The organism is Deltaproteobacteria bacterium, from assembly GCA_016177765.1.
GTDB lineage: Bacteria > UBA10199 > UBA10199 > JACPAL01 > JACOUP01 > JACOUP01.
This window is the reverse complement of record JACOUP010000008.1, coordinates 862207-883236: the sequence shown is the minus strand read 5'-3', so window position 1 is coordinate 883236 and position 21030 is coordinate 862207. Positions and strand designations below refer to the sequence as shown.

Genomic DNA, 21030 nt, shown 5'->3' with positions numbered 1-21030 from the left:
TAGGAAGACTAGAGGGAACACTAAAAACGCTTTGAAATTCTCCACTTGAACCGTCTCTGGACATCTGTTAGGAAACCAGGTCGGCATCCTATTTTTTCCGGGGTAGCTCAGCGGCAGAGTAGGTGACTGTAGAAAGGAGGTATGGTGGCTAGACGGGAGACAAGAAGGTATCAGGACCGCCGAGAAGCGAATATTAAGGCGGTTGCTAAACGGAGAAAGAAAGTCCGTCAAATGGCAATCGACTACAAAGGCGGCCAATGTAACCTTTGCGGTTACATGAAATGCCTGGAGGCCTTGGAGTTTCACCATTTAGATCCTCTCCAAAAGGATTTTGCCATTTCGCAGTATGGTCATTCGCGAAGTTGGCAACGTGTCCAAAAGGAATTGGATAAATGTGTGATGCTCTGTGCGAATTGTCACCGTGAAACCCATGCCTCAATGCAGCTTCCACGGGTGACCGTGGTCGAAAAGTGGGTGAACTCAGGGAACCCTAAATCCCAGCTAAGGGACACGGCAATCCTGAGCCAAGCTTCCCAACCTCAAAAGTGGGAGGAAGGTGCAGAGACTAGGGAGTGACGAAAGAATAATCTCCCCTCGAGCGCCCACTACCCTCTAAAAGAGGGTAAAGAGATAGTCCAGGCCATCATGAAAGTGATGGGGAACCTGTAATCACTTGGTCGTGGGTTCGAATCCCACCCCCGGAGCATCAATAAAAAAGCCTCCCTCGTGGAGGCTTTTTTATTGAATTCTGTTGGTGGGATGAGAACGGCGCCGAACGCCGACCGATGAGGGAGGATGAGGCGGCCAATTCCGGCCGCCGGAAGTGAGGCGCTGACGCCCTGAGCGTGATTGGCCTGTCTTTAGCGAAGGGCGAATCCCACCCCCGGAGCATCAATAAAAAAAGCCTCCCTCGTGGAGGCTTTTTTATTGAATTCTGTTGGTGGGATGAGAACGGCGCCGAACGCCGGATGCCGTAAAAAAACAATTTGACCTTAGAGTCGACTCAAAGGTTTATAATGCCTCTATGCATTCGGGGTTGTTTATTGGCGAGTTGGCAAAACAGTGTGGTGTCGATCCGTGGACGGTCCGGTACTATGAAAAGGAGCGTCTCGTCCCTGTGGCTCCGAGGTCTTCCTCTCGCTACCGTCTCTATCCGCAGGAAACAATTGATATTATCCGATTCATCAAGACGGCACAGGGGCTTGGATTGACCCTTGATGAAATCAAGAAGGTGATCGAGGCAAAGAGGCTTAAAGGAAAGCCCTGCGAACATGTGGTGGAACTCCTTGAGACGAAAATCTCGACCCTGCATCAAAAGATGAAGGAGATGGGTCGGTTGAAGAAAACAATCGGGGGTCTTCTTAGAAATTGGAAAAGGGTTCGCAAGAGTAAAACGACCTGCATTTGTGAGATTATCGAGTCGGCAGGTCGTCGAAAGAGAGGGGGAAAGAACTGATGCAACTCTCACGAATCACCGCCGTTGGGGCGAGTGCGACCGCCCTTTTCGGTTCCTGTTGTGCCTTGCCGCTTCTTTTGTTGGGACTGACCGGAACTGTTGGTTTTGCCTCGGCCCTGGTCCCCTATCAGAAGTATTTTACGATCCTGACCATCCTCTTATTGGGGACCGCCTTTTACCTGGTTTATGGAAGGAAACAGGCGGTTTGCCTGCCTGCCGGCAAGGCAGGCGAGGATGCCAAGCTCTGCAACCCGACGAGTCAGAAATGGACGAAGATTCTCTTGTGGATCTCAACGGCATTGGCGGCGATCTTTTTGATCGGACCGCATTTGATTGCATCTTAAGGAGCCAACTATGGGAAACTGTTCTGACGGAGAGTGTGAAGTCAGCGACAAGGAGACAGCCCAAGCCCCGGCATCTCCTGTGAAAGAGAGGTATGATTCATCGCCGATCTGTTACTGTTTTCATATTTTTAGGCAGGATATCGAGCAGGAGATCAAAAAAACCGGAAAGACAACAATACCGGATTTTTTAAGGGCGCAAATAAAAGCCGGTAACTGTCGGTGCGAAGCTGTCAATCCAAAGAAGAGTTGCTGTTTGGGAGATATTGCAAAGGCAGTCAAAGAAATCCAAGGAGGAACAAAATGAAACAAATCATCACTGTCGTCATGGCATTACTTCTGCCGGGACTGCTGTCAGCGGCGGAACCACAGACTCTCAAGATGAAGATCGAGGGGATGACCTGCGGGATGTGCGAGGCGAAGGTCAAGAAGCAACTCTCATCACTCTGCAAGGAGATCACGATTGATCGGGAAAAGGGAGAGGGGATTTGCAAGTACGGATCACCCGCGACCGCTGACCAGATCATTCAGGAAGCGAACAAGACGGGGTTCAAGACCTCCAAGCTCAACTGACCCGAAGGTGTGTTTTTAGGTCGGCGAGTTTTCCTTCCAGCACCTCTCTTGCATGGATTCGGCAATCGAGGAAGTGGGCGAGGAATTGAGGTTGGTCTTTGAGCATCTCTCTGACCTCTGACTCCGGAACGTCGAGAAGGGCGATGGTACTGACGTATTCGTTTTCTTGATCGCTGGGATACCTTTGGAGGAGCGTCAGCGTTGGGGTCTTCTCAATGAATTTCTCCCGGACGATCTTCACGAGCAGGTCAGGAGGGATGGCGTACTGATACTGGGGGCCATTGCCTTCTGGAAGGGAGATTATTTTTCTTCCCGCGTCGAGTCCGTCAACCCTAATCAAGGCAAAACCTCCATCAAAAAATACAACCGCCTCGGCGAAGAAAAAAGTCCCTACCTTCTCCAGCACAAAGACAATCCTGTTCATTGGTTCCCGTGGGGCGATGAAGCCTTTCGAGCGGCACGGGAGGAAAACAAGATCATCTTTCTCTCCATCGGTTATTCGACCTGCTACTGGTGCCACATGATGGAGAAAGATTCGTTTGAAAGAGAGGATGTTGCGGAAATCCTCAATAAAGATTTTATCAGTATTAAAGTGGATCGGGAGGAACACCCGGATGTCGATCAAATCTACATGGATGCGGTCGTCGGGATGACCGGCCGCGGCGGCTGGCCGCTCTCTATTTTTCTGACTCCCGATTTGAAACCGTTTTTTGGCGGAACGTTCTTCTGGCGTCCACAATTCCTTCAACTTCTCTCTCAAATTCAGGACTCATGGCAAAAGAATCCGGAAAAGATTCTGGAGTCGGGGACCAAAATCACCGAGTTTCTTCAAAAAGAAAGCGAAGTCTCCGGCACGGCAAATGCGGATACCCGCACTCTCCAAAAGACGTTTCAACAGTTGGAGAAAAACTTCGACAAAACAAACGGTGGTTTCGGAGGTGCACCGAAGTTTCCACACAGCATGGAGCTTTCACTTCTCTTGAGAATCCATCGCAGGACGGGCAGCCCCAAGGCCCTTGCCATGGTGACGCAAACCCTTGATGCGATGGCCCGTGGAGGTATCTATGACGACATTGGAGGCGGGTTTCATCGCTATGCAACAGATAAAGACTGGAATGAACCCCACTATGAAAAAATGCTCTACGACAATGCGCTCCTCGTTTGGACATATCTCGAAGCATACCAAATCACCAAAAAGCAAAGGTATGCCGAGGTTGTCACACAATCCCTTGATTATGTCTTGAGGGAGATGACCCACCCCGAAGGGGGATTTTACTCTGCACAAGATGCCGGTGAGGTCGGAAAAGAGGGAGATTATTATCGTCTCAGCAAGGAAGAACGATCTAAAGCCCCGCCGTTGCACAAGGACGACAAGATCCTGACTTCCTGGAACGGGTTGATGATTGCCGCCATGGCAAAGGGATACCAGGTCTTGGGAGAGGCTCGTTATCTCGATGCCGCCCGGAAGTCGGCCGCCTTCATCCGGCAAAAGCTATATCAGGACGGAAAACTTTTACGGAGATACCGCGATGGCGAGAGCCGCTATTCCGGAACGGTCAACGACTATTCTTTTCTCATCCATGGTCTTCTCACCCTGTATGAAAGCGACTTTGACCCGCAATGGATTGGGTGGGCAGTCGATCTTCAATCCCAGCAGGATAAACTCTTTTGGGATCAAAAGAATGGCGGCTATTACCTGGCCGAGGCGGAAGAAAAATCACTTCTGGTTCGTAAGAAAGAATTTGATGATGGTGTCACCCCATCCGGAAATTCCGTTTCGGTCCTCAATCTCTTAAAACTTCATGATCTGACCCTCGATCAAGGGTATCAAAAGAGATTGGGGGAACTTTTGAACGCCGTGTCGGGCATTGCCGCCTCATACCCCGCCGGGTATTCCATGCTGATGACAGCTATTGATTATCACCTCGATCGGTCCAAAGAGGTGGCCGTCGTCGGAAGGCTGGATGATCCAACAATGCTGGAAATCAGAAAATTCTTTTTTGAATCTTTTATCCCCAACAAGGTCTTGGCAATGGGGGAGGCTGCCCCTCTCGGTGATTCAAAATACCCCGCGATCCTGCAAGGCAAAACAATGCAGAACGATCAACCAACGATCTACGTCTGCGAGAATAATATCTGCAAGCGCCCGACAACGAGCTTGGAAGAAGCCAAAAAGCTCATCAACGATTTTGAAAAATATAATCCTTAAATTTTTTCCCCTTCAATCAAGAGATAGGTATCCGCCTTCAAATAGGTCGTGCGAGTTACCTTGAGCGATGGAAACGCGCGAAGATGATCCAAGGTTTTTCGATCGAACCGTGCCCCATAGACAAACTCGACAAACGGAGCGAGGATTTTCTGGCGGAGTCGTAGGGCGCGGTCTTTGGAATAAAGGATCTCAATCAGGCGGAACCTCCCCCCCGGTTTAAGAATTCGCGCCATCTCTTTCAGGGCAATAGGTTGCAAGCGGTCGGGCATTACGCAGAACATGAAAGTCGAGACGTACCAATCAAAAATTCCATCGGTGAATCGGTTCAAGTTTGTGGCATCGGCCTCTTGGAGGTCCACTCTGCATCGGACCTGTCTTGCCCGTTTTCGCGCCTGACCAAGCATCCCCGAACTTAAGTCAATGGCAGTGAGGTTTACGGACGAAGAATAGTGACGCAGGTTGTGTCCTGTTCCGACTCCGGCCTCCAAAACCCGGCCGTTAACGTCTTTCAAGATCTCCGGCCGCCACTTTCGGTATTGCCGCTCCCACGGATAATCGAGGAGGTCATAGACCCATGAGGTCCATTGGTATTTTAATCGTAGACGGTGATTCTCATCGGTCATTCGGTTTTGACCCCGAGGACATCAGTCATCTTGCGAAGTTTTTCGACAAACTCCTGATGCCGTAACGGCGGGTTGCAAAAGGCAAAACGAACCGTGACTGCATCAGCCCCTTTTTCAAAGGTGAGTGGATCTTCCTGAAAATGACAACGATTCAAGGCTTCATGGATCGTCTCCAAGACTTTTTCATTCTCTTTTGTGACAACCTCGTAACGGAAAACCCGACACTTGCTCTTAATTTTTTCTTCGACAAATCCCAACAGCCGCAGGGCAATGAGAGTGAGAAGAACTCCTGCACCGGCCAAGACGTATTGTTGAAATCCGATGGCAACGCCAAGGCTTCCATTAACCCAGATGAGTGCCGCCGTTGTGAGTCCCCGAACATTTCCCTTCTGTTGCCAGATGACACCGGCCCCCAAGAACCCCAACCCGGTCAACACATTGGCGGCAAGTCGGATGACCTCTCCGCCAAACAACTGCCCCGAAATAATAAAGAGGGTCGTCCCCAGGCTCACAAGGACCTGGGTGCGGAGTCCGGCCGGTTTGTGCGACATCTCCCGTTCCAGTCCCAAGATCATCCCGGAGAGAAAACTGACACCGAGCGGAATCAAAATCTCTTTCATACCCTTCCTCCTGCCTTTTGAACCAGAAACTCAAAGAGACTCTCTTTGAATTCCGGATCGAGTTGCGGTTTCTCAAACATTTTCCCCAACGCGGCCGTCTTGCGATAGGCCGCGATGAACCGCTGGCAATTCTTACACGCCCTGAGGTGTCGCCCCACCGCCTTCATTGTCGATGAATCCAAAGCCTCCTCCAAAAAGTCGTAGGCGAACTGTTCCACCTCCTCACAGGTCGGGAGTCCCATGAGGCCAAACATGGCCCGGATCATTTTGTGCTTAACGGACATACTTCGCCTCAATCTTTTTTCTCAAGAATAGCCGGGCACGGTGAACCCTGTTTTTCATGGCTGGTTTGGTGAGCTCTAAAACCTTGCAGACCTCATCCTCCGGCAGTTGCTCGACATCCTTCAAGAGATAGGCGGTTTTGAGATCATCGGGCAGGAGTTCAATGGCCGACTGGACAAACTCTTGTATCTCTTTTTCGGCAAACCTCTCGTCCGGGAGTTTTGCCCAATCCGAAAACTCCTGCGTGTGGATGCCATTCTCATATTTTGGCAAGACATCCTCCCACGAAACGGTTTTCTTCCCTTTATCGGGCCGAAGCCTCATCAACGACTCGTTCACGGTGACCCGATAGAGCCAAGTATATAATGAAGAGGAACCTTCAAATGTGTCAATCTTTTCCACCACCTTCAAGCACACCTCCTGAACGATCTCCTGGGCCTCCTCCGGGCGTCTCAAGAACCGGAGTGAAAGCCGGTACAGTTTATCCGACCAGCGAGAGATCAATTCGCGAAAGGCCCAATCGGCCTTCTCGCGGAGGCCCCGAATCAAATCCTTCTCACTGGTGTTAGATGCGGCAACGGGGGAAACATCTTGGGATTTTGGAAGACTTTCCACAAGGGTTGCAAATCTAGCATAATCTCAAGGAATGGGAAGACAAAATCTCTCAAGACTTTTTCCTGTCCCCGGCATCAAAACGTATAGAAACCAAACAAAAGGGGGACTTATGAAGATCAACATTAAGAAGGGGATTCTGGCAGGGATTCTGGGGACGGTGGCAATCACCATCGTTGCCACCTTCGGCGCCCCGATGATGGGGTTACCGAAGATGGATATTGCGGGGATGTTGGCCGGGGTCATGGGGGGATCGGTGACACTCGGTTGGGTCGCCCACTTTATGATCGGGACGGTTCTCGCCTTTGGGTATACCTTTTTTAGTGACAGACTTCCCGGACCGGCAATCATCCGTGGTGCCTTGTACGGGATTGCCCCTTGGCTCATGGCCCAGATTGTCGTGATGCCGATGATGGGGATGGGATTCTTCTCCGGTGCCGTGGCTCCGGCCATGGGAAGTCTGATCGGTCACCTCGTTTATGGCGCGGTGGTGGGGGTTGTTTACGCGACACCTACAGCGGCGAGTTGTAGCTCTTGCAATTCATAAAGAATTCATGAATTGAAGAGGCTTCCATGAACCTGAGAAAATACCACTTGATTGTCATCGGCGCCGGATCGGGTGGCCTCGTGTCGGCGGCCGGTGCGGCAGGGTTGGGAGTAAAGGTCGCCTTAGTCGAGAAACAGAAGATGGGCGGCGATTGCCTCAATACCGGTTGTGTCCCATCGAAGGCGATCATCCGAACGGCGAAGCTTTTATATGATGCGAGGACGGGGAATCGGTTTGGCCTTTCCGATCTCAATCCGGAAATCAATCTTTCCCAAATCATGAAATCGGTTCGGTCGGTGCAGGAAAAATTGGAGCCGCATGATTCACCCGACCGGTTCCGTGGACTCGGTGTTGCTCTTCACTTTGGTTCCTTTCGATTCATCTCCCCCTACGAGATCACCGATGGAACCGTCACCCTGTCGGCAAAACGATTTGTCATTGCTACCGGAGCCTCCCCCTTTGTGCCACCGATCAAGGGGATTCAAGAAGTGCCGATCCTGACCAGCGATAATATCTGGGGGCTTACGGAAGTTCCAAAGCGGCTTGTCGTCCTCGGCGGAGGCCCGATTGGTGCCGAACTGACACAGGTCTTCACCCGATTGGGATCGAAGGTTACTGTCGTTGAAATGTTGGACTCCCTTCTTATCCGGGAGGATGTGGAGGTTTCTGCTCTCATCAAGGAGAGATTTGAACGTGAAGGGATTGAGGTCTTGACGGGACACAAGGCGGTTGAAATTAAATCGGGTGAATCTTTTGAGCTGACCGTACAAGAAGGCCAAAAGGAAAAACGAATCCCGTTCGACAAAATTCTAGTCGCCGTCGGTCGTGCCCCAAACGTGAACAACCTTGACTTGGAGAAGGCGGGAATAAAATTCTCAAAAAAAGGGATCGAGGTGGACGACACTCTCCGAACTTCCTCCAAACATATCTATGCCTGTGGCGATGTCGTCGGTCCTTATCAATTCACCCACACCGCCGATTTTCAGGCTCGACTGATCCTAAGAAATGCACTCTTTCCCGGAAAATCGAAGATCGACTACCGTGTTGTCCCCTGGTGCACCTTCACCGATCCGGAGGTGGCGCGAGTTGGCTTGAACGAAAAAGAAGCCAAGGAAAAGGGTCTCCACCATGACATTTATTCTTATTCCTTCAAGGATTTGGATCGCGCCGTCTGTGACCGTGAGGATGAGGGATTCATCAAGGTGTTGACCGAGAAGGGATCGGACCAGTTGTTGGGTGTAACCATCGTCGGTTCTCATGCCGGGGATCTCCTGCACGAACTTGCGTTGGCGATGCACCAAAGGATCGGACTGAAAAAAGTCGCCTCGATGATTCACATCTATCCGACACTCGCCGAAATCTCCAAACGGATCGCCGACACCTATCAGCGATCCCGACTTTCTCCTCGAACACAAAAATGGCTGAAAAGATTTTTCCAATGGAGGTTCGAATGATCAGCGTCATCATTCCTTCTTTGAACGACGGCGTTCATCTCAAGCGAAATCTTTCCGAACTTGAGAAAGATTCTCAATTGGAGGTCATCGTTATTGATGCGGAAAAGACAGGAATCGCCAATCGTGCCTATCAGATGAATGTGGGTGCGGCGAAGGCAAAAGGAGACTTGCTCGTTTTTCTTCATGCCGACACAAAAGTGAATCCGGATGATCTTATCGAACTTGCCCAAGTCATGAATCAAAGGCCGGAACTCGTAGGCGGGGCCTTTCGATTCGCGTTGGACCAAAATGGTTTCAAGAGTTGTCTGATCGAGTTTGGTGTTCGGCTTCGCGAAAGAATTTTTCAACTCCCCTACGGCGATCAGGCGATTTTCATTCGCAAGGCCCATTTTAAAAAGTTGGGGGGTTACCCGGAGGCACCACTTTTGGAGGATGTCCTGCTCATTCAAAAGATGAAGACCTTAGGCCCTCTTTGTTTCTACCCGAAGAAAGCAGTGACAAGTAGCAGGAGATGGGAACGACACGGTTATCTCAAGACAACGCTGGTCAATTGGCTCACGATGATTTTCTGGCGACTGGGGGTTTCGTTGGAAATAATTGTCAATTTTAGACGGAGGGTTTTTCATGATCCCGTTCATGGAGATATTAAAAAAGAACCGGCTCGAAATCAGACGGAAGCCGCTTGAGATTTTGCAGATCAATGTCGGCAAGCTGTGTGATCTCGCCTGTCTTCATTGCCATGTAGAGGCGGGGCCGAAGCGGACCGAGATCATGGAGCGAAAGATCGCCGAACGGCTCATGGAACTTTTGAAGAAGTCACCCACGATTCGGACGGTTGATCTGACCGGCGGGGCGCCGGAACTCAATCCGAACTTTTGTTTTCTGGTTGAGGAATCGAGAAACCTCGGACGCGAGGTGATTGATCGCTGTAATCTGACGGTTCTTTTTCAAAAGGGCCAGGAGGAGACTCCGGGTTTCCTCAAGGAACATCGTGTTCAGATCGTCGCATCACTTCCGTGTTACTCTAAAGAAAACGTCGAGGCCCAACGGGGCCACGGGGTCTTTGATAAAAGTATCCGGGCGCTTCGGCTCCTGAATGAGTTGGGATATGGAAAAGAGGGAACCGGTCTTCTCCTTGATCTTGTTTACAATCCGGTCGGTCCTTTCCTACCACCACCTCAATCGGAGTTGGAGGACGATTACAAAAAGGAACTGAAAGAACTCTTCGACATCGAATTTAATCACCTGCTCACGATCACCAACATGCCGATCAAGAGATTTCACGATTATTTGGAACGTCGAGGTGAGTTGGATCAATACACCGACCTTCTGGTGACCCATTTCAACCAAGAGGCGGCCGGTCATGTGATGTGTCGCAACCTCGTTTCCATAAGCTGGGATGGCAAAATCTACGATTGTGATTTTAATCAGATGCTTGAGATTCCACTTGGAGGAAAAAGAAGAACGATTTGGGAGATCGAGTCATTTGATGAACTGGCATCCGACCCGATTCAGTTTGCGAATCACTGTTACGGTTGTACCGCAGGTGCTGGAAGCTCCTGTTCCGGTTCACTGATTTAAGAAAGGGAGGAAATTCGCATGTCACAGATAATGAATCCAAAAGAAGAAGTTAAAAATTATTACGGGAAGGTCCTGACGGGAAAAAAAGACCTCAAGACCAACGCCTGTTGCGGCACCAATAGTTTTCCGTCCCATCTCCGTAAAATTGTGAAGATGATTCACCCGGAGATTATCGAAAAATGTTATGGCTGTGGCTCTCCGATCCCATCGGTCTTGAAAGGGCTGACGGTCCTGGACCTTGGGTGCGGCACCGGACGCGATTCCTACATCCTTTCCAAGTTGGTCGGTCCGGAAGGTCAGGTCATCGGCGTCGATATGACCGACGAACAACTGGAAGTGGCAAGACGACATCTCCCCTACCAGATGAGGCAGTTTGGCTACTCACAATCGAACATCCGTTTCTTAAAGGGATACATCGAGGATCTTGAATCGCTTGGGATCAAAAATAACTCCGTCGATCTGATTGTCTCGAACTGCGTCATCAATCTCTCATCCGATAAGCGTCGGGTCTTCTCCGAAATCTTTCGTGTCTTGAAGCCAGGCGGAGAGCTTTACTTTTCTGATATTTTTACCGGTCGCCGGATGCCGAAGGAATTGTCGGAAGATCCAGTCCTCTTGGGTGAGTGCCTCGGTGGTGCCCTTTACCTCGAAGACTTTCGCCGTCTTCTTCTTGAGGTTGGATGCCACGATTATCGTGTTGCCTCCCGTTCCCGGATTGAGTTGAAAAATCCGGGGGTGGAGGCAAAGGCGGGGATGATCGACTTCTGGTCGACGACGATCCGGGCATTCAAAATGAAACTCGAAGACCGATGTGAGGATTACGGACAGATCGCTACCTACTTGGGAACAATTCCGGAATCACCTCATGCCTTCTTTCTGGATGACCATCACCTCTTTGAAAAAGGACGACCGGTTCCGGTTTGTAGCAATACCGCCGCGATGCTTCAACAGACACGGTATGCCTCACACTTCAACGTGACCGGCGATCTCTCTACCCACTATGGGCTTTTTGATTGCGGATTGAAAGTGGTCGGAGAGATGCCTCAGAAAGGAAACTGTTGTTGAACAACCGTCTCCTCATCTTTGCGAAGTACCCAGAGGCAGGGAAAGTGAAGACCCGATTGGCCCGAACCGTGGGCGCAGTCGAGGCGGCCCTTCGCTATCGGGAAATGATCGAGACGGTCATAAAAAAGACGCTTCCATTGAATGGTGAGTATCGACGGACTCTATGTTTCGATCCTCCTCAAAAGGAAAACGATTTCAGGCAATGGTTTCCATCTTTGGAGATAAAGCCGCAAGGTGATGGAGATTTGGGACAACGAATGTCAGCGGCCTTTCAGGAATCGTTAGTGAATGGTTCAGACCGAACCGTCTTAATTGGCACCGATTGTGTCGAGATAGACCGATCACTCTTGTGCGATGCCTTTGATCATCTGGATAAAGCCGATCTTGTCCTCGGCCCGGCCAAGGACGGGGGTTATTATCTGATCGGGATGAAGAAGGCGCATCCCTTTCTTTTTGAAGGAATTCCTTGGAGTACGGAAAAGGTTCTCAATAAGACTCTTGAAAAGGCCAACAGAAGCCGCCTCAAGGTCGAACTTTTAAAAACACTCTCGGATCTCGATGAAGAATTTTAAGCCACTTCTTTTTCTGTTGATCTTGGTTGGCGGGTTCGCCGCCTACTTTTTTACACCCTTGCGGCAACTCTTGACTCCAAGCCATCTCATCGCCCTTACAAAATCAGCCCATGAACTCTGGTGGATTCCGATTGTTCTCATTCTTGTCTATGGCATCGGGGGGTTGTTTGGTCTTCCCGGTTCGGCCCTGACTTTAGCCATCGGTGCCCTGTATGGGGTCATCCCCGGATTTTTCTACAACGTGATTGCCTCGAACCTTGCCGCCGGTGCCGGTTTCTTCGGGGCACGATACTTGGGACGGGATTTTGTCTCGCGTTTTCTGAAAGGAAAATGGAAGGAGTTCGATGAACAAGCGGCGAGTCACGGTTTTCGCCTGACCTTTTATCTCAGGCTCGTCCCTCTTTTCCCTTTCAACGGAATCAACTTCGGTGCCGGTCTTTCCAAGGTCCGATTTACCGACTACGCCCTTGCCTCTTTTTTGGGGATGATCCCCGGCACCTTTGTCTATACCTACTTCGCCGCCTCCCTTCTAAGCGGGGCAACGGGAGCCAAAGAGAAGGCGACCTTCCATCTGATCCTTTCAACGATTTTGTTCGTGCTGTTGTCGCTTGTTCCGGTGATTTATAAGAGATTCAGAAAGTGAGCCGATGGGAATGCATTGGTTTAAAAAGATCGTGAACCAGAATTAAGACGCGACAAGATTTGATTCACTGTATTGCTCTGCCACCGTCCACCATTCTTGGTCGGGATCCCAGAATTCGTTAAATAGCGGGCAATCTCGTTGAGGCTAGACCCCTTCTGGCGCATTTCCCGCATCTGTTTGAGGATGAATTGCTCCAAGGGGTCTTCTATAAGGGTGCCATTGATGTTCTTGAACCCGAAGGGGGTTTGGCCGTACATAAGAGGCTGGCCTGAAATAGGGTGGCATTTTGGCCGTGGTGGACCTATGTTGACGTGAGTCTTGCGGAGCAATTGAAGGGGAATCGGTTCGTCAGGCCGGACGAGGTAGTGGGTGTAGTTCCGGAATCCGGTAAAGACGCCCCCATGGAACTCAATGGTAAACGTTTTATAACGCCGGAGTTCAGTTCGGGTTCGCACCCAATACGGGGAGCATCAATAAAAAAAGCCTCCCTCGTGGAGGCTTTTTTATTGAATTCTGTTGGTGGGATGAGAACGGCGCCGAACGCCGACCAATGAGGGAGGATGAGGCGGCCAATTCCGGCCGCCGGAAGTGAGGCGCTGACGCCCTGAGCGTGATTGGCCTGTCTTTAGCGAAGGGCGAATCCCACCCCTTTATTTTTCAGGGATTTAGGCGTGTACCCGGTACATACATACCGGTACATACAAAAACGGGAACCTCAAAGAGCCCATTTTAAACGTGGACAACCCGTTTCATATTTGGGTACCGTTCAGTGAGAAAATAATCATTGCCCCGATTGAGGGGCATCAGGAGGATTTATGGATAAGAAGAGGTGGGGACTCACAGCCGTCATCGTGGCGGTGGTCGTTACAATGCTCGAAGCAATCTTTCATGGCCTATTCTTGAAAGAAACCTATGCCACAACCGCATCAATCTGGAGGCCAATGACAGATATGAACCGGCTCATGCCTCTAGGCTGGTTTTCAACGCTCATCACATCGTTCATCGTCGTCTATATTTTCCACCGCGGCTATGAAGGGAAGAGAAGCCCGCTTGCCGAGGGGCTGCGCTTCGGTTTGACAATCGGTCTCTTGACCGCCATTCCGATGTCGGTTTGGACCTACATCATGTGGCCGGTTTCGCTCTTTCTCGCAGTCGCGTGGTTTGTCATCGCAATGATCGACATGCTGGTCGCCGGCATGATCATCGGGGTGATGTACAAGAGGTCATCAATGGAGGGATAGGATGAAACTCGGCCTTGTTCTCTATTCCAGCGATCCTGAAACCGTCTGGAACGCCTTTCGGCTTGGCAATTTTTCCTTGAAGAAGTTTGAATTTTTATTCAGAATTTAGTTCGCCGTACCCCAAACTCCCTATTGTCCTCCCAAGATGATCGGCAATCCGTCCTTTCCGCTTCCAATGACGACCAGCTTGCTGTTTTGACCGTCGGCGAGCTTTGATGTGGCCTCAATTCCCTTCCAGCGAAGAAATAAATCGGTAAGCCCGGTGGTGACGATCTTCTGAAAGTCGGCGATCCCTTGGGCCTCGATCCTCTTTCGGTCGGCTTCTTGCGTTTCTTTATTAAGAACGAACTTCATCTGTTCCGATTGTTGTTCCGCCTCCAGCTTTTTTTCGATCGCCGTCGCAAGAATAGCCGGCAATGTGGCACTCCTCAAGAGGACTTTTTCAACGGTGACCCCGCGCTCCAAGAGGGGTCCCTGCAAATGGGAAAACATCTCGTTCGCGATCGCCTCACGCTCTGAGGTATAAAGAGCTTTTGCTTCGTAGCCAGCGGTCACACCCCGGATCACTGATCGAAGTTGTGGAATAACCACGACCCGAATGTAGTCGGGCCCGACCGTCTTGTAGACTTGGGCCGCCTTCTCGGGATTGAGGCTGGATAAGAGTGAAACATCCAAATGAACACTCAAACCTTCTTTTGAGGGAACATTGGCCTGTTCTGTCACTTCTTGTGTCCGAATTGAAAGTTTATGGATTCTGAGCAATGGATTGACGAGGTGCAATCCGGCAGAAAGTGTCCTATCCGAGACATTCCCGAAGAAATCCTTTAATCCCACGTGTCCTGCGGGAATAATCGTAACTGATTTGGCTATCGCGATGAGGCCAAAAACCAGAACCACCAGGGTCAATTTTTTCCTTCCCTTGGGAATAAGCCCCTTTATGTAGTTTTGCAACTCGGCAATCTCGTCATTTCCATTCATGGTCTCCTCCCGCGTTATTTTTGTACCTCAATCACATCTTCCGGCCTCACCCAACACGAAGATGGTTTTTAGTCAATCCCGAATCTGACCTAGGTCCTGTTTTTTTGAGCCATTAATTTATTTCATTTTATAATGCGTCAGCCTTCCTTTACCGAAGCGCTTAATGAGATCCATCTCCAACAATTTTTTAAAATCGAGTGCCCGTGTGGCCTTGGCCCGTTGGGTCAATTTTGAATAATCGCGATCAGTGATGAAGTCGTTCTTTTTGATGAAATCGAGTAATTTTTTGTGATGCGATTGTAACACAAGCTCTGGCGATGCCAGTTCCGTCTCTAGTTCTTTTTTGACACGCAACAATTCATCGATAATACCACCGGTAAAATATTCCAGCCATTGCGTAAAATCGATAGTGTCTGACAGTTCATAATAATTTCCCAATATCCCAACATTTTGAAAATAGGCGGCAACGTTTTTGTTGTAATAATTTTCGAAACTAAAAAGATTGAATGTATTGAGGCCCATGTCGGCAAGCAGGGCCTTGGCTACAAGACGTGCTGTACGTCCGTTCCCATCCATAAAGGGATGAATGATGACAAGCTCCTTGTGAAAAATACCGGCCAAGATCAGAGGTTCAATGTGACCCCGTTTTTCTTTTACAAACCGGATCAGGTTATCCATCATCTTTGGAACATCTCGATGATCCGGAGACCAATAAACCGTTTTTCCGCTTCGCGGATCATTGACAAAAATTGGTTCCGTGCGTAATTTCCCACACCGGAATTTTTCGATAAGACCGGTGGTGATTTCTTGCTGAACACAACAAATGAAGGGGATGTCGATTGCGATGGAACCCCGTTTTATTTTTTCGTTCATTTCTTCCAGTATACGGTTGTAATTGAGAATTTCTCTTTCCGTATCCCGAATATTTTCAGGTCTTGATTTCAAAAGTTTTTTGACTTCCGTCAGCGGTAACGGATTCCCTTCGATGCTGGTGGAGGTATGAGTAGAGAGGACATTGGCTTTTTTTTCAAAACTGGCTAACACGGTTTTAGAAAAAGATTGGCGGTTTAGTTCTGTTGTGAAGATAGCTATCTTCTTGATATTATTTAATAATAAATCGGATACGCTGAATTTAGGTTGAAACATGTTAGACGAATAATAGACGATAACTGGACGATTGTAAAGGTTCAAATGATTTTAAAGAGGAAGCGTCTGCGTAGACAGAGGAAAAAACTGGAGGTATTCCCCATACCCCTCCTTATCCAAATCCTCCTTGGGGATGAAACGAAGCGAGGCGGAGTTGATGCAGTAACGAAGTCCTGTTGGGGCGGGGCCGGTCCCGCCGGTGGGGCCGTCGGGGAAGAGGTGACCCAGGTGCGAGCCGGCCTTGCGGCTCTTCACCTCGGTCCTTTTCACGCCAAAACTGTTATCTTCGTTCTCAACAATATTTTGAGGTTCGAGTGGGCGAGTAAAGCTGGGCCATCCGGTCCCGGAATCGAACTTGTCGAGGGAACTGAAAAGCGGCTCGCCTGAAACGACATCGACATAGATCCCCTCTTTTTTGTTATCCCAATATTCATTTTGGAAAGGGGGTTCCGTGCCGCCGCATTGGGTCACCTCATACTGCTTCGGATTGAGGGTGTTGCGGAGCAGGGACTGCTCTCGGCCGGAGTGTAAACTATAAAGGGCATAGCGGACCGGATTTTTGCGAGAATAATCCTGATGGTATTTTTCAGCCGGATAAAAGATTGTGGCTGGAAGGATCTCGGTGACAATCGGTTTGTTGTAACGCCCCGATTGACTCAGTTCTTCTTTCGATTTCTCGGCGATCCGTTTTTGTTCTTCATTTTCGTAAAAAATGGCAGTCCGGTACTGGCTCCCGCGGTCCACAAATTGCCCGCCGGCATCGGTCGGATCCACCTGTCTCCAGAAAAAATCGAGGAGCCCGAAATAGCTGACTTGAGAAGAGTCGTAGGTCACTTCAATCGCCTCCAGATGACCGGTTTTACCCGAAGAGACTTCTTCATAAGTGGGGTCGGCGGCCCGGCCGCCGATATAACCGGAGACAACCTCGGTCACCCCTTTCAACCCCCGAAAGGCATGCTCGACACACCAGAAACAGCCACCGGCAAGGATCGCTTTCATCATCCGCCCAGTAAATATCGTAGCGACCAAACGGCCGCAACACCAATCATCATTGCCAAAAGGATATTACGGGTCCGCCAAGCGACCAGAATGGTGAGAAGGGCGGAGAGTTTTTCGGCCGGTCCACCCATGATGATCGATGGAGCCACAATCGAAACCAGAATTGTTCCGGGTAACACCTTGAGCCAGGCCTCCAGACGGGGGGTGATCGCCATCCGGTTGAGACACCAAAGCCCGCCGATCCGGGAAAGATAGGTCACCAGGGCCATCCCGAGGATGGTGAAGAAAGCGGTTCTACCGATTTCCATAGCGCCAAGCCCCCACAAGACTTCCTAAAAAGGCCCCGACCAGGATGTACCCCTTGCCCGGCAAAAAATGATGGGTGACGACCGCCGCAACCGCGGCAACAAGCCAGGGCCAGAGATCTCCACGTCCCTGCCAGAGGCTGACAAGGAGCGCCAGAAAAACGGCGGTAAAGGCAAAATCGAGTCCCCAGACTCTCGGGTCGGGGATAATTTGCCCGCCGGTAAACCCGATCCACGAAGCCGTAAACCAAAAGGTGTAGATAGAAAACCCCCCGCCGGCCAGAAAGGCCAAGTCTTTTTCCCCCTTTTGAAAAGAGGCGAGGGAGAAGGCCCAGTTCTCGTCGGCACAGAAGAAGAGACTGCCGTACGCCTGGTGTGGTTTGAGCGATTTGAACCAGGGGTGTAACGCCGCCCCCATCAAGAGGTGCCTGGCATTAATGACAAAGGTGGTGACGATGATCGCCAAGACCGGGAGAGGAGACTGCCAGAGGTCGGTCGCCACCAACTGCGAGGCACCGGCGAAAACGGTCAAACACATCAGGAGCGTCTCGGCCAGCGACATCCCCGCCTTCTGGGCCAGCATCCCGAACAAAAGACCGTAGGCGCCAACACTGAAGGCCAGTGGGATCGTCTGCTGGAGACCGCGTCTAAAACCGTTCCAAGAAAAGGTCATCGGGGAACTCACTCGTTAAAAGCTTAACTGTCGACCTCCCTGAAGAGGGATTGTCAACCAAGAATTCCCTACTTTCGAAACGTGGCCGAGAGGGTATTCTTGCGAAGGCGGATGTTTTTGGGGGTGACTTCGACCTGTTCGTCATCCCGGATGAATTCAATCGCCCGTTCCAGGGTCATCGGCAGGACGGGGCTCAAGGTGATATTTTCGTCCTTGCCGGCGGCCCGCATGTTGGAGAGTTTCTTTTCCTTACAGGGGTTCACGTTCAGGTCCTGCTCCCGGTTGTTCTCCCCGATAATCATCCCTTCATAGACCGGGACACCGGCCTCAATAAAGAGAATGCCGCGCGGTTCCAGATGGAACAGACCATAGGCGACCGAATCCCCCTGCCGGTCGGAAACTAAAGAACCGGTCACCCGGCTCTTGATCTCCCCGCGGAAAGGCTCGTACCCCTGCACATAAGAATTCATCAACCCCGTTCCCTTGGTGTCGGTCAAAAATTCGCTCCGGTAACCGATCAAACCGCGGGAGGGGATCGAAAACTCCAGCCGAACGCGGCCGGTGCCATGGTTGACCATGTTGATCATCCGTCCCAGTCGTCGGGAGAGTTTCTCGGTCACAATGCCGGTAAAGTCCTCGTGGATGTCGACGAATAAATGTTCCACCGGCTCTGTTATAGGGGCTTGCGTCGCCCCCTCCACCGGCAAAGCCGTTGGAGCCTCCCCCTCAACGCCCCGTTGGGGCTGATTTCCATATTTAAGGATAACCTTGGGTCGACTCACGCTCATCTCAAACCCTTCTCGCCTCATTGTTTCGATCAGGATCGCCATCTGGAATTCGCCGCGCCCCTTTACAATGAAGCTGTCGGCATTTTCCCCCTCCTCCACCCGGAGTGCCACGTTATGGAGCGTCTCCTTCTGGAGCCGCTCCCAGATCTTTCGCGACTGCACGAAGCTCCCCTCCTTGCCGGCAAAGGGGGAGGTGTTGATCATGAACTTCATGGAGACGGTCGGTTCGTCAACGGTGATCCTCTTCAACGCCTTGGGGGCATCGCCGGTACAGATGGTATCGCCAATCTCCACATTTTCAATGCCCGAGAGGAGGATGATATCTCCGGGGTTTACCTCTTCCGTTTCAGAGAGTCGGATGCCGTCAAAAACCTGAAGGCTGGAGATTTTGAGCGGTCTCGGTTGGTTGTCCCGGGGCAGGCAGACAAGATTGTCATTCTTTTTGGCCGAGCCGTTAAAGACCCGCCCGATCGCCAGACGGCCAAGGTAATCGGAATAGGAAAGGTTAGTGACCAACATCTGGAAAGGTTCGGCTGGGTCATAACTCGGAGGCGGGATCTCCTGCAAGATCGTTTCGAAGAGCGGACCCAGATTTGTCCCCCTCCCCGCCAGGGTTTTTTGGGCAATCCCTTCGCGACCGATCGCATAAAGAACAGGGAATTCGATCTGGCTGTCATCGGCATCGAGATCGATGAACAGACTATAGACTTCGTTCAAGACCTCTTGAGGACGGGCATCCTTGCGATCAATCTTGTTGATCACCACAATAATTTTGAGGTGGGCCTCGAGCGCCTTTTTTAAAACAAACCGGGTCTGCGGCAGTGGTCCTTCCGAAGCATCCACCAGCAGGATCGCCCCATCGACCATCTTGAGGCCACGCTCCACCTCGCCGCCGAAATCGGCATGGCCGGGGGTATCGATGATGTTGATCTTGACCCCATTCCAGTGGATGGCACAGTTTTTGGAAGCAATGGTGATGCCACGCTCCCTCTCCAGATCCATGCTATCCATGACCCTCTCACTCACCGCCTGATTCTCCCGAAAGGTGCCACTGGCCCGGAGCATGAAATCGACCAGCGTCGTCTTGCCATGATCAACATGGGCAATAATGGCGATGTTGCGGACCTTGTTATTCTGAACGAGTGGTTTCATAGAGTAAAACCGACCACAATCGGATCGTGGTCGGAGAGTTTGTAGCCGTTATGGGTGAGGTTTCCGACAATCCCGGGGTTGGCCGGTCTTAGCCCCTTACCCGCAAACCAGTCCAGCTTGAACGGGCATTCCCCGTTGTGTCCCCTCAGGGACCATTCAATGAAACGAAAACACCATTGCGGGATCCAATCCTTGAGATTTTTATAAGCCCGGATATCGTCAACGTGATAGTGAATCGTCCCTCCCCCATTCTGATTGAAATCTTTATAGTTGAATCCCTCTTTCTCCAGACCCCGGAATAATTTCCGTTCAAACCAGTGGTCCGGATGCTGGTAGTGATTGCTGATCACATGACCGGTCCCCATGAAGACGCGCCGCCAGAATCCAACAATGGCATAAGTAGCCCGCCGGGAATTATAGGTGCTGGTGTTCCAGTCACCGCCGACCAATACCGGATAAGGGTTATCCCGCAAGGCCTTGAGAATCGTCTTCATCTGGCAGGCCCTCTGCCGTTGCGAGGAGTGGGCATCGAGATGGACACAAGCTACCGTCACCGTTCCTGCCGGCAATTCAACATCACAGACCGGGATTCTTTTGTGACCTAGTCGTTTCTCCTTTCCCTTGAATTTGTCCTTAGCATTTTTCAGCGCCACCGTCCGGGGATTCTTGATCGGGTAACGGGAAAGGATACTGATCCCATGCAAACCAACCGTATTCTCCCCCTCCGCCTCAGCCTCCAGGCCACTCCCCTTGCAGAGGTTGAGATAGGACGGGGCAAAGAAATAGTTGAGCCTCAGGGACTGGGCCAGATCGCGCGCAATATGCCGGTTTTGGGAACGGGCCATCCCCCAATCGGTCTCCGGGATAAAATAGAGATCCCCACCCTTAAGTAGAGGATGCTCCTTGAGAACCTTCTCGATCCCGTCGTAGCGGATCCCCCTCTCCAGATTCCAGGCCACCGCTCTGTAAGGGCCTTGAGTTTTCCCATCTTCATTTTTCGCAAACAAGCCGACGTCGACAGAGTTCAACAGTTTTTCGAGCTCCGGCCGGACCTTGGAATAAACTCTGGACCGCTTGAGTTTACGGGTGGAGGGGATCTTCTGGAGTTCCGCAAAATACGGATACAGGTTATGGGCCATAGGGGGGAGGAACCTAATAAGGAGAAGTGCC

Annotated in this window: 26 protein-coding genes and 1 pseudogene; 14 read left to right on the top strand and 13 right to left on the bottom strand. The window is 50.9% G+C overall.

Translation table 11 applies throughout. The features are described 5' to 3' along the window. The first annotated feature begins 1024 nt into the window (after window positions 1-1024). Genes HYS22_06750 through HYS22_06735 form a run of 4 tightly spaced genes read left to right on the top strand, consistent with a single transcriptional unit; the run spans window position 1025 to window position 2370 of the window. Entirely contained in the window at window positions 1025-1456 is a 432-nt protein-coding gene (locus HYS22_06750) for a MerR family transcriptional regulator (GenBank protein MBI1909851.1), read from the top strand. Continuing rightward, entirely contained in the window at window positions 1456-1800 is a 345-nt protein-coding gene (locus tag HYS22_06745; protein MBI1909850.1) for a hypothetical protein, read from the top strand. Before HYS22_06750 ends, HYS22_06745 begins: the two co-directional genes overlap by 1 nt. A gap of 10 nt (window positions 1801-1810) precedes the next feature. Continuing rightward, window positions 1811-2104, top strand: coding sequence for a hypothetical protein (locus HYS22_06740; GenBank protein MBI1909849.1), 294 nt, complete (start codon window positions 1811-1813; stop codon window positions 2102-2104). Continuing rightward, complete coding sequence (locus tag HYS22_06735) at window positions 2101-2370, top strand: heavy-metal-associated domain-containing protein (protein MBI1909848.1); 270 nt, start codon at window positions 2101-2103, stop codon at window positions 2368-2370. The genes HYS22_06740 and HYS22_06735 overlap by 4 nt, the downstream gene beginning before the upstream one ends. Here HYS22_06735 and HYS22_06730 read toward each other — a convergent pair. Beyond that, window positions 2363-2794 carry a hypothetical protein gene (locus HYS22_06730; GenBank protein MBI1909847.1) on the bottom strand — a complete coding sequence of 144 codons (432 nt, stop codon included), beginning with the start codon at window positions 2792-2794 and terminating at the stop codon, window positions 2363-2365. The two genes, HYS22_06735 and HYS22_06730, sit on opposite strands and share 8 nt — an antisense overlap. Here HYS22_06730 and HYS22_06725 point away from each other — a divergent pair. After that, complete coding sequence (locus HYS22_06725) at window positions 2723-4579, top strand: thioredoxin domain-containing protein (GenBank protein MBI1909846.1); 1857 nt, start codon at window positions 2723-2725, stop codon at window positions 4577-4579. The two genes, HYS22_06730 and HYS22_06725, sit on opposite strands and share 72 nt — an antisense overlap. Here HYS22_06725 and HYS22_06720 read toward each other — a convergent pair. From HYS22_06720 to HYS22_06705, 4 genes are read right to left on the bottom strand one after another with little or no spacing between them, the layout of a single operon-like run. Then, window positions 4576-5202 (bottom strand): class I SAM-dependent methyltransferase, encoded by a 627-nt coding sequence (locus HYS22_06720; GenBank protein MBI1909845.1) that lies wholly within the window; start codon window positions 5200-5202, stop codon window positions 4576-4578. The two genes, HYS22_06725 and HYS22_06720, sit on opposite strands and share 4 nt — an antisense overlap. Further along, window positions 5199-5822 carry an MgtC/SapB family protein gene (locus HYS22_06715; protein ID MBI1909844.1) on the bottom strand — a complete coding sequence of 208 codons (624 nt, stop codon included), beginning with the start codon at window positions 5820-5822 and terminating at the stop codon, window positions 5199-5201. The genes HYS22_06720 and HYS22_06715 overlap by 4 nt, the downstream gene beginning before the upstream one ends. Then, entirely contained in the window at window positions 5819-6106 is a 288-nt protein-coding gene (locus HYS22_06710) for a zf-HC2 domain-containing protein (GenBank protein MBI1909843.1), read from the bottom strand. Before HYS22_06710 ends, HYS22_06715 begins: the two co-directional genes overlap by 4 nt. Beyond that, a complete protein-coding gene (locus HYS22_06705) occupies window positions 6096-6719 on the bottom strand; it encodes a sigma-70 family RNA polymerase sigma factor (protein MBI1909842.1) in 624 nt (207 codons plus the stop codon). Before HYS22_06705 ends, HYS22_06710 begins: the two co-directional genes overlap by 11 nt. A gap of 109 nt (window positions 6720-6828) precedes the next feature. Between HYS22_06705 and HYS22_06700 the strand changes: the two genes are divergently transcribed. Genes HYS22_06700 through HYS22_06670 form a run of 7 tightly spaced genes read left to right on the top strand, consistent with a single transcriptional unit; the run spans window position 6829 to window position 12578 of the window. Beyond that, entirely contained in the window at window positions 6829-7263 is a 435-nt protein-coding gene (locus tag HYS22_06700) for a hypothetical protein (GenBank protein MBI1909841.1), read from the top strand. Window positions 7264-7289: 26 nt separating this feature from the next. Further along, the gene (locus HYS22_06695) at window positions 7290-8717 is read left to right on the top strand and encodes a mercuric reductase (protein ID MBI1909840.1); all 1428 of its coding nucleotides are present in this window, start codon (window positions 7290-7292) and stop codon (window positions 8715-8717) included. Further along, window positions 8714-9403 carry a glycosyltransferase family 2 protein gene (locus HYS22_06690; GenBank protein ID MBI1909839.1) on the top strand — a complete coding sequence of 230 codons (690 nt, stop codon included), beginning with the start codon at window positions 8714-8716 and terminating at the stop codon, window positions 9401-9403. The genes HYS22_06695 and HYS22_06690 overlap by 4 nt, the downstream gene beginning before the upstream one ends. Further along, on the top strand, window positions 9342-10298 hold the full coding sequence (gene arsS / locus HYS22_06685) for an arsenosugar biosynthesis radical SAM protein ArsS (GenBank protein MBI1909838.1): 957 nt from the start codon (window positions 9342-9344) through the stop codon (window positions 10296-10298). Before HYS22_06690 ends, arsS begins: the two co-directional genes overlap by 62 nt. Before the next feature lie 18 nt (window positions 10299-10316). Next, the gene (locus HYS22_06680; GenBank protein MBI1909837.1) at window positions 10317-11363 is read left to right on the top strand and encodes a methyltransferase domain-containing protein; all 1047 of its coding nucleotides are present in this window, start codon (window positions 10317-10319) and stop codon (window positions 11361-11363) included. A gap of 44 nt (window positions 11364-11407) precedes the next feature. After that, complete coding sequence (locus HYS22_06675; GenBank protein ID MBI1909836.1) at window positions 11408-11935, top strand: TIGR04282 family arsenosugar biosynthesis glycosyltransferase; 528 nt, start codon at window positions 11408-11410, stop codon at window positions 11933-11935. Further along, window positions 11922-12578, top strand: coding sequence for a TVP38/TMEM64 family protein (locus HYS22_06670; GenBank protein MBI1909835.1), 657 nt, complete (start codon window positions 11922-11924; stop codon window positions 12576-12578). Before HYS22_06675 ends, HYS22_06670 begins: the two co-directional genes overlap by 14 nt. A 20-nt stretch (window positions 12579-12598) precedes the next feature. Here HYS22_06670 and HYS22_06665 read toward each other — a convergent pair whose 3' ends face one another. Next, window positions 12599-13033: a recombinase family protein gene (locus HYS22_06665; protein ID MBI1909834.1), complete on the bottom strand. Its 435-nt coding sequence runs from the start codon at window positions 13031-13033 to the stop codon at window positions 12599-12601. A 360-nt stretch (window positions 13034-13393) separates the two neighbouring features. Between HYS22_06665 and HYS22_06660 the strand changes: the two genes are divergently transcribed. Together HYS22_06660 and HYS22_06655 are read left to right on the top strand one after the other, a co-directional pair. Further along, entirely contained in the window at window positions 13394-13819 is a 426-nt protein-coding gene (locus HYS22_06660; GenBank protein MBI1909833.1) for a hypothetical protein, read from the top strand. Between the two features lies 1 nt (window position 13820). Continuing rightward, window positions 13821-13904: pseudogene (locus tag HYS22_06655) on the top strand (sulfur reduction protein DsrE). Window positions 13905-13948: 44 nt separating this feature from the next. Here the strand turns inward: HYS22_06655 and HYS22_06650 are convergent. From HYS22_06650 to HYS22_06620, 7 genes are all read right to left on the bottom strand, one after another. After that, window positions 13949-14797, bottom strand: coding sequence for a prohibitin family protein (locus HYS22_06650; GenBank protein ID MBI1909832.1), 849 nt, complete (start codon window positions 14795-14797; stop codon window positions 13949-13951). Between the two features lie 117 nt (window positions 14798-14914). After that, a complete protein-coding gene (locus HYS22_06645) occupies window positions 14915-15943 on the bottom strand; it encodes a Fic family protein (GenBank protein MBI1909831.1) in 1029 nt (342 codons plus the stop codon). Window positions 15944-15994: 51 nt separating this feature from the next. Further along, window positions 15995-16942 carry a peptide-methionine (S)-S-oxide reductase MsrA gene (gene msrA / locus HYS22_06640; GenBank protein ID MBI1909830.1) on the bottom strand — a complete coding sequence of 316 codons (948 nt, stop codon included), beginning with the start codon at window positions 16940-16942 and terminating at the stop codon, window positions 15995-15997. After that, on the bottom strand, window positions 16942-17250 hold the full coding sequence (locus tag HYS22_06635; GenBank protein ID MBI1909829.1) for an AzlD domain-containing protein: 309 nt from the start codon (window positions 17248-17250) through the stop codon (window positions 16942-16944). Before HYS22_06635 ends, msrA begins: the two co-directional genes overlap by 1 nt. Further along, window positions 17237-17920, bottom strand: coding sequence for an AzlC family ABC transporter permease (locus HYS22_06630; GenBank protein ID MBI1909828.1), 684 nt, complete (start codon window positions 17918-17920; stop codon window positions 17237-17239). Before HYS22_06630 ends, HYS22_06635 begins: the two co-directional genes overlap by 14 nt. A gap of 68 nt (window positions 17921-17988) precedes the next feature. Continuing rightward, window positions 17989-19860 carry a translational GTPase TypA gene (gene typA, locus HYS22_06625; GenBank protein MBI1909827.1) on the bottom strand — a complete coding sequence of 624 codons (1872 nt, stop codon included), beginning with the start codon at window positions 19858-19860 and terminating at the stop codon, window positions 17989-17991. Next, entirely contained in the window at window positions 19857-20999 is a 1143-nt protein-coding gene (locus HYS22_06620; protein ID MBI1909826.1) for a hypothetical protein, read from the bottom strand. Before HYS22_06620 ends, typA begins: the two co-directional genes overlap by 4 nt. Window positions 21000-21030 lie beyond the last annotated feature (31 nt).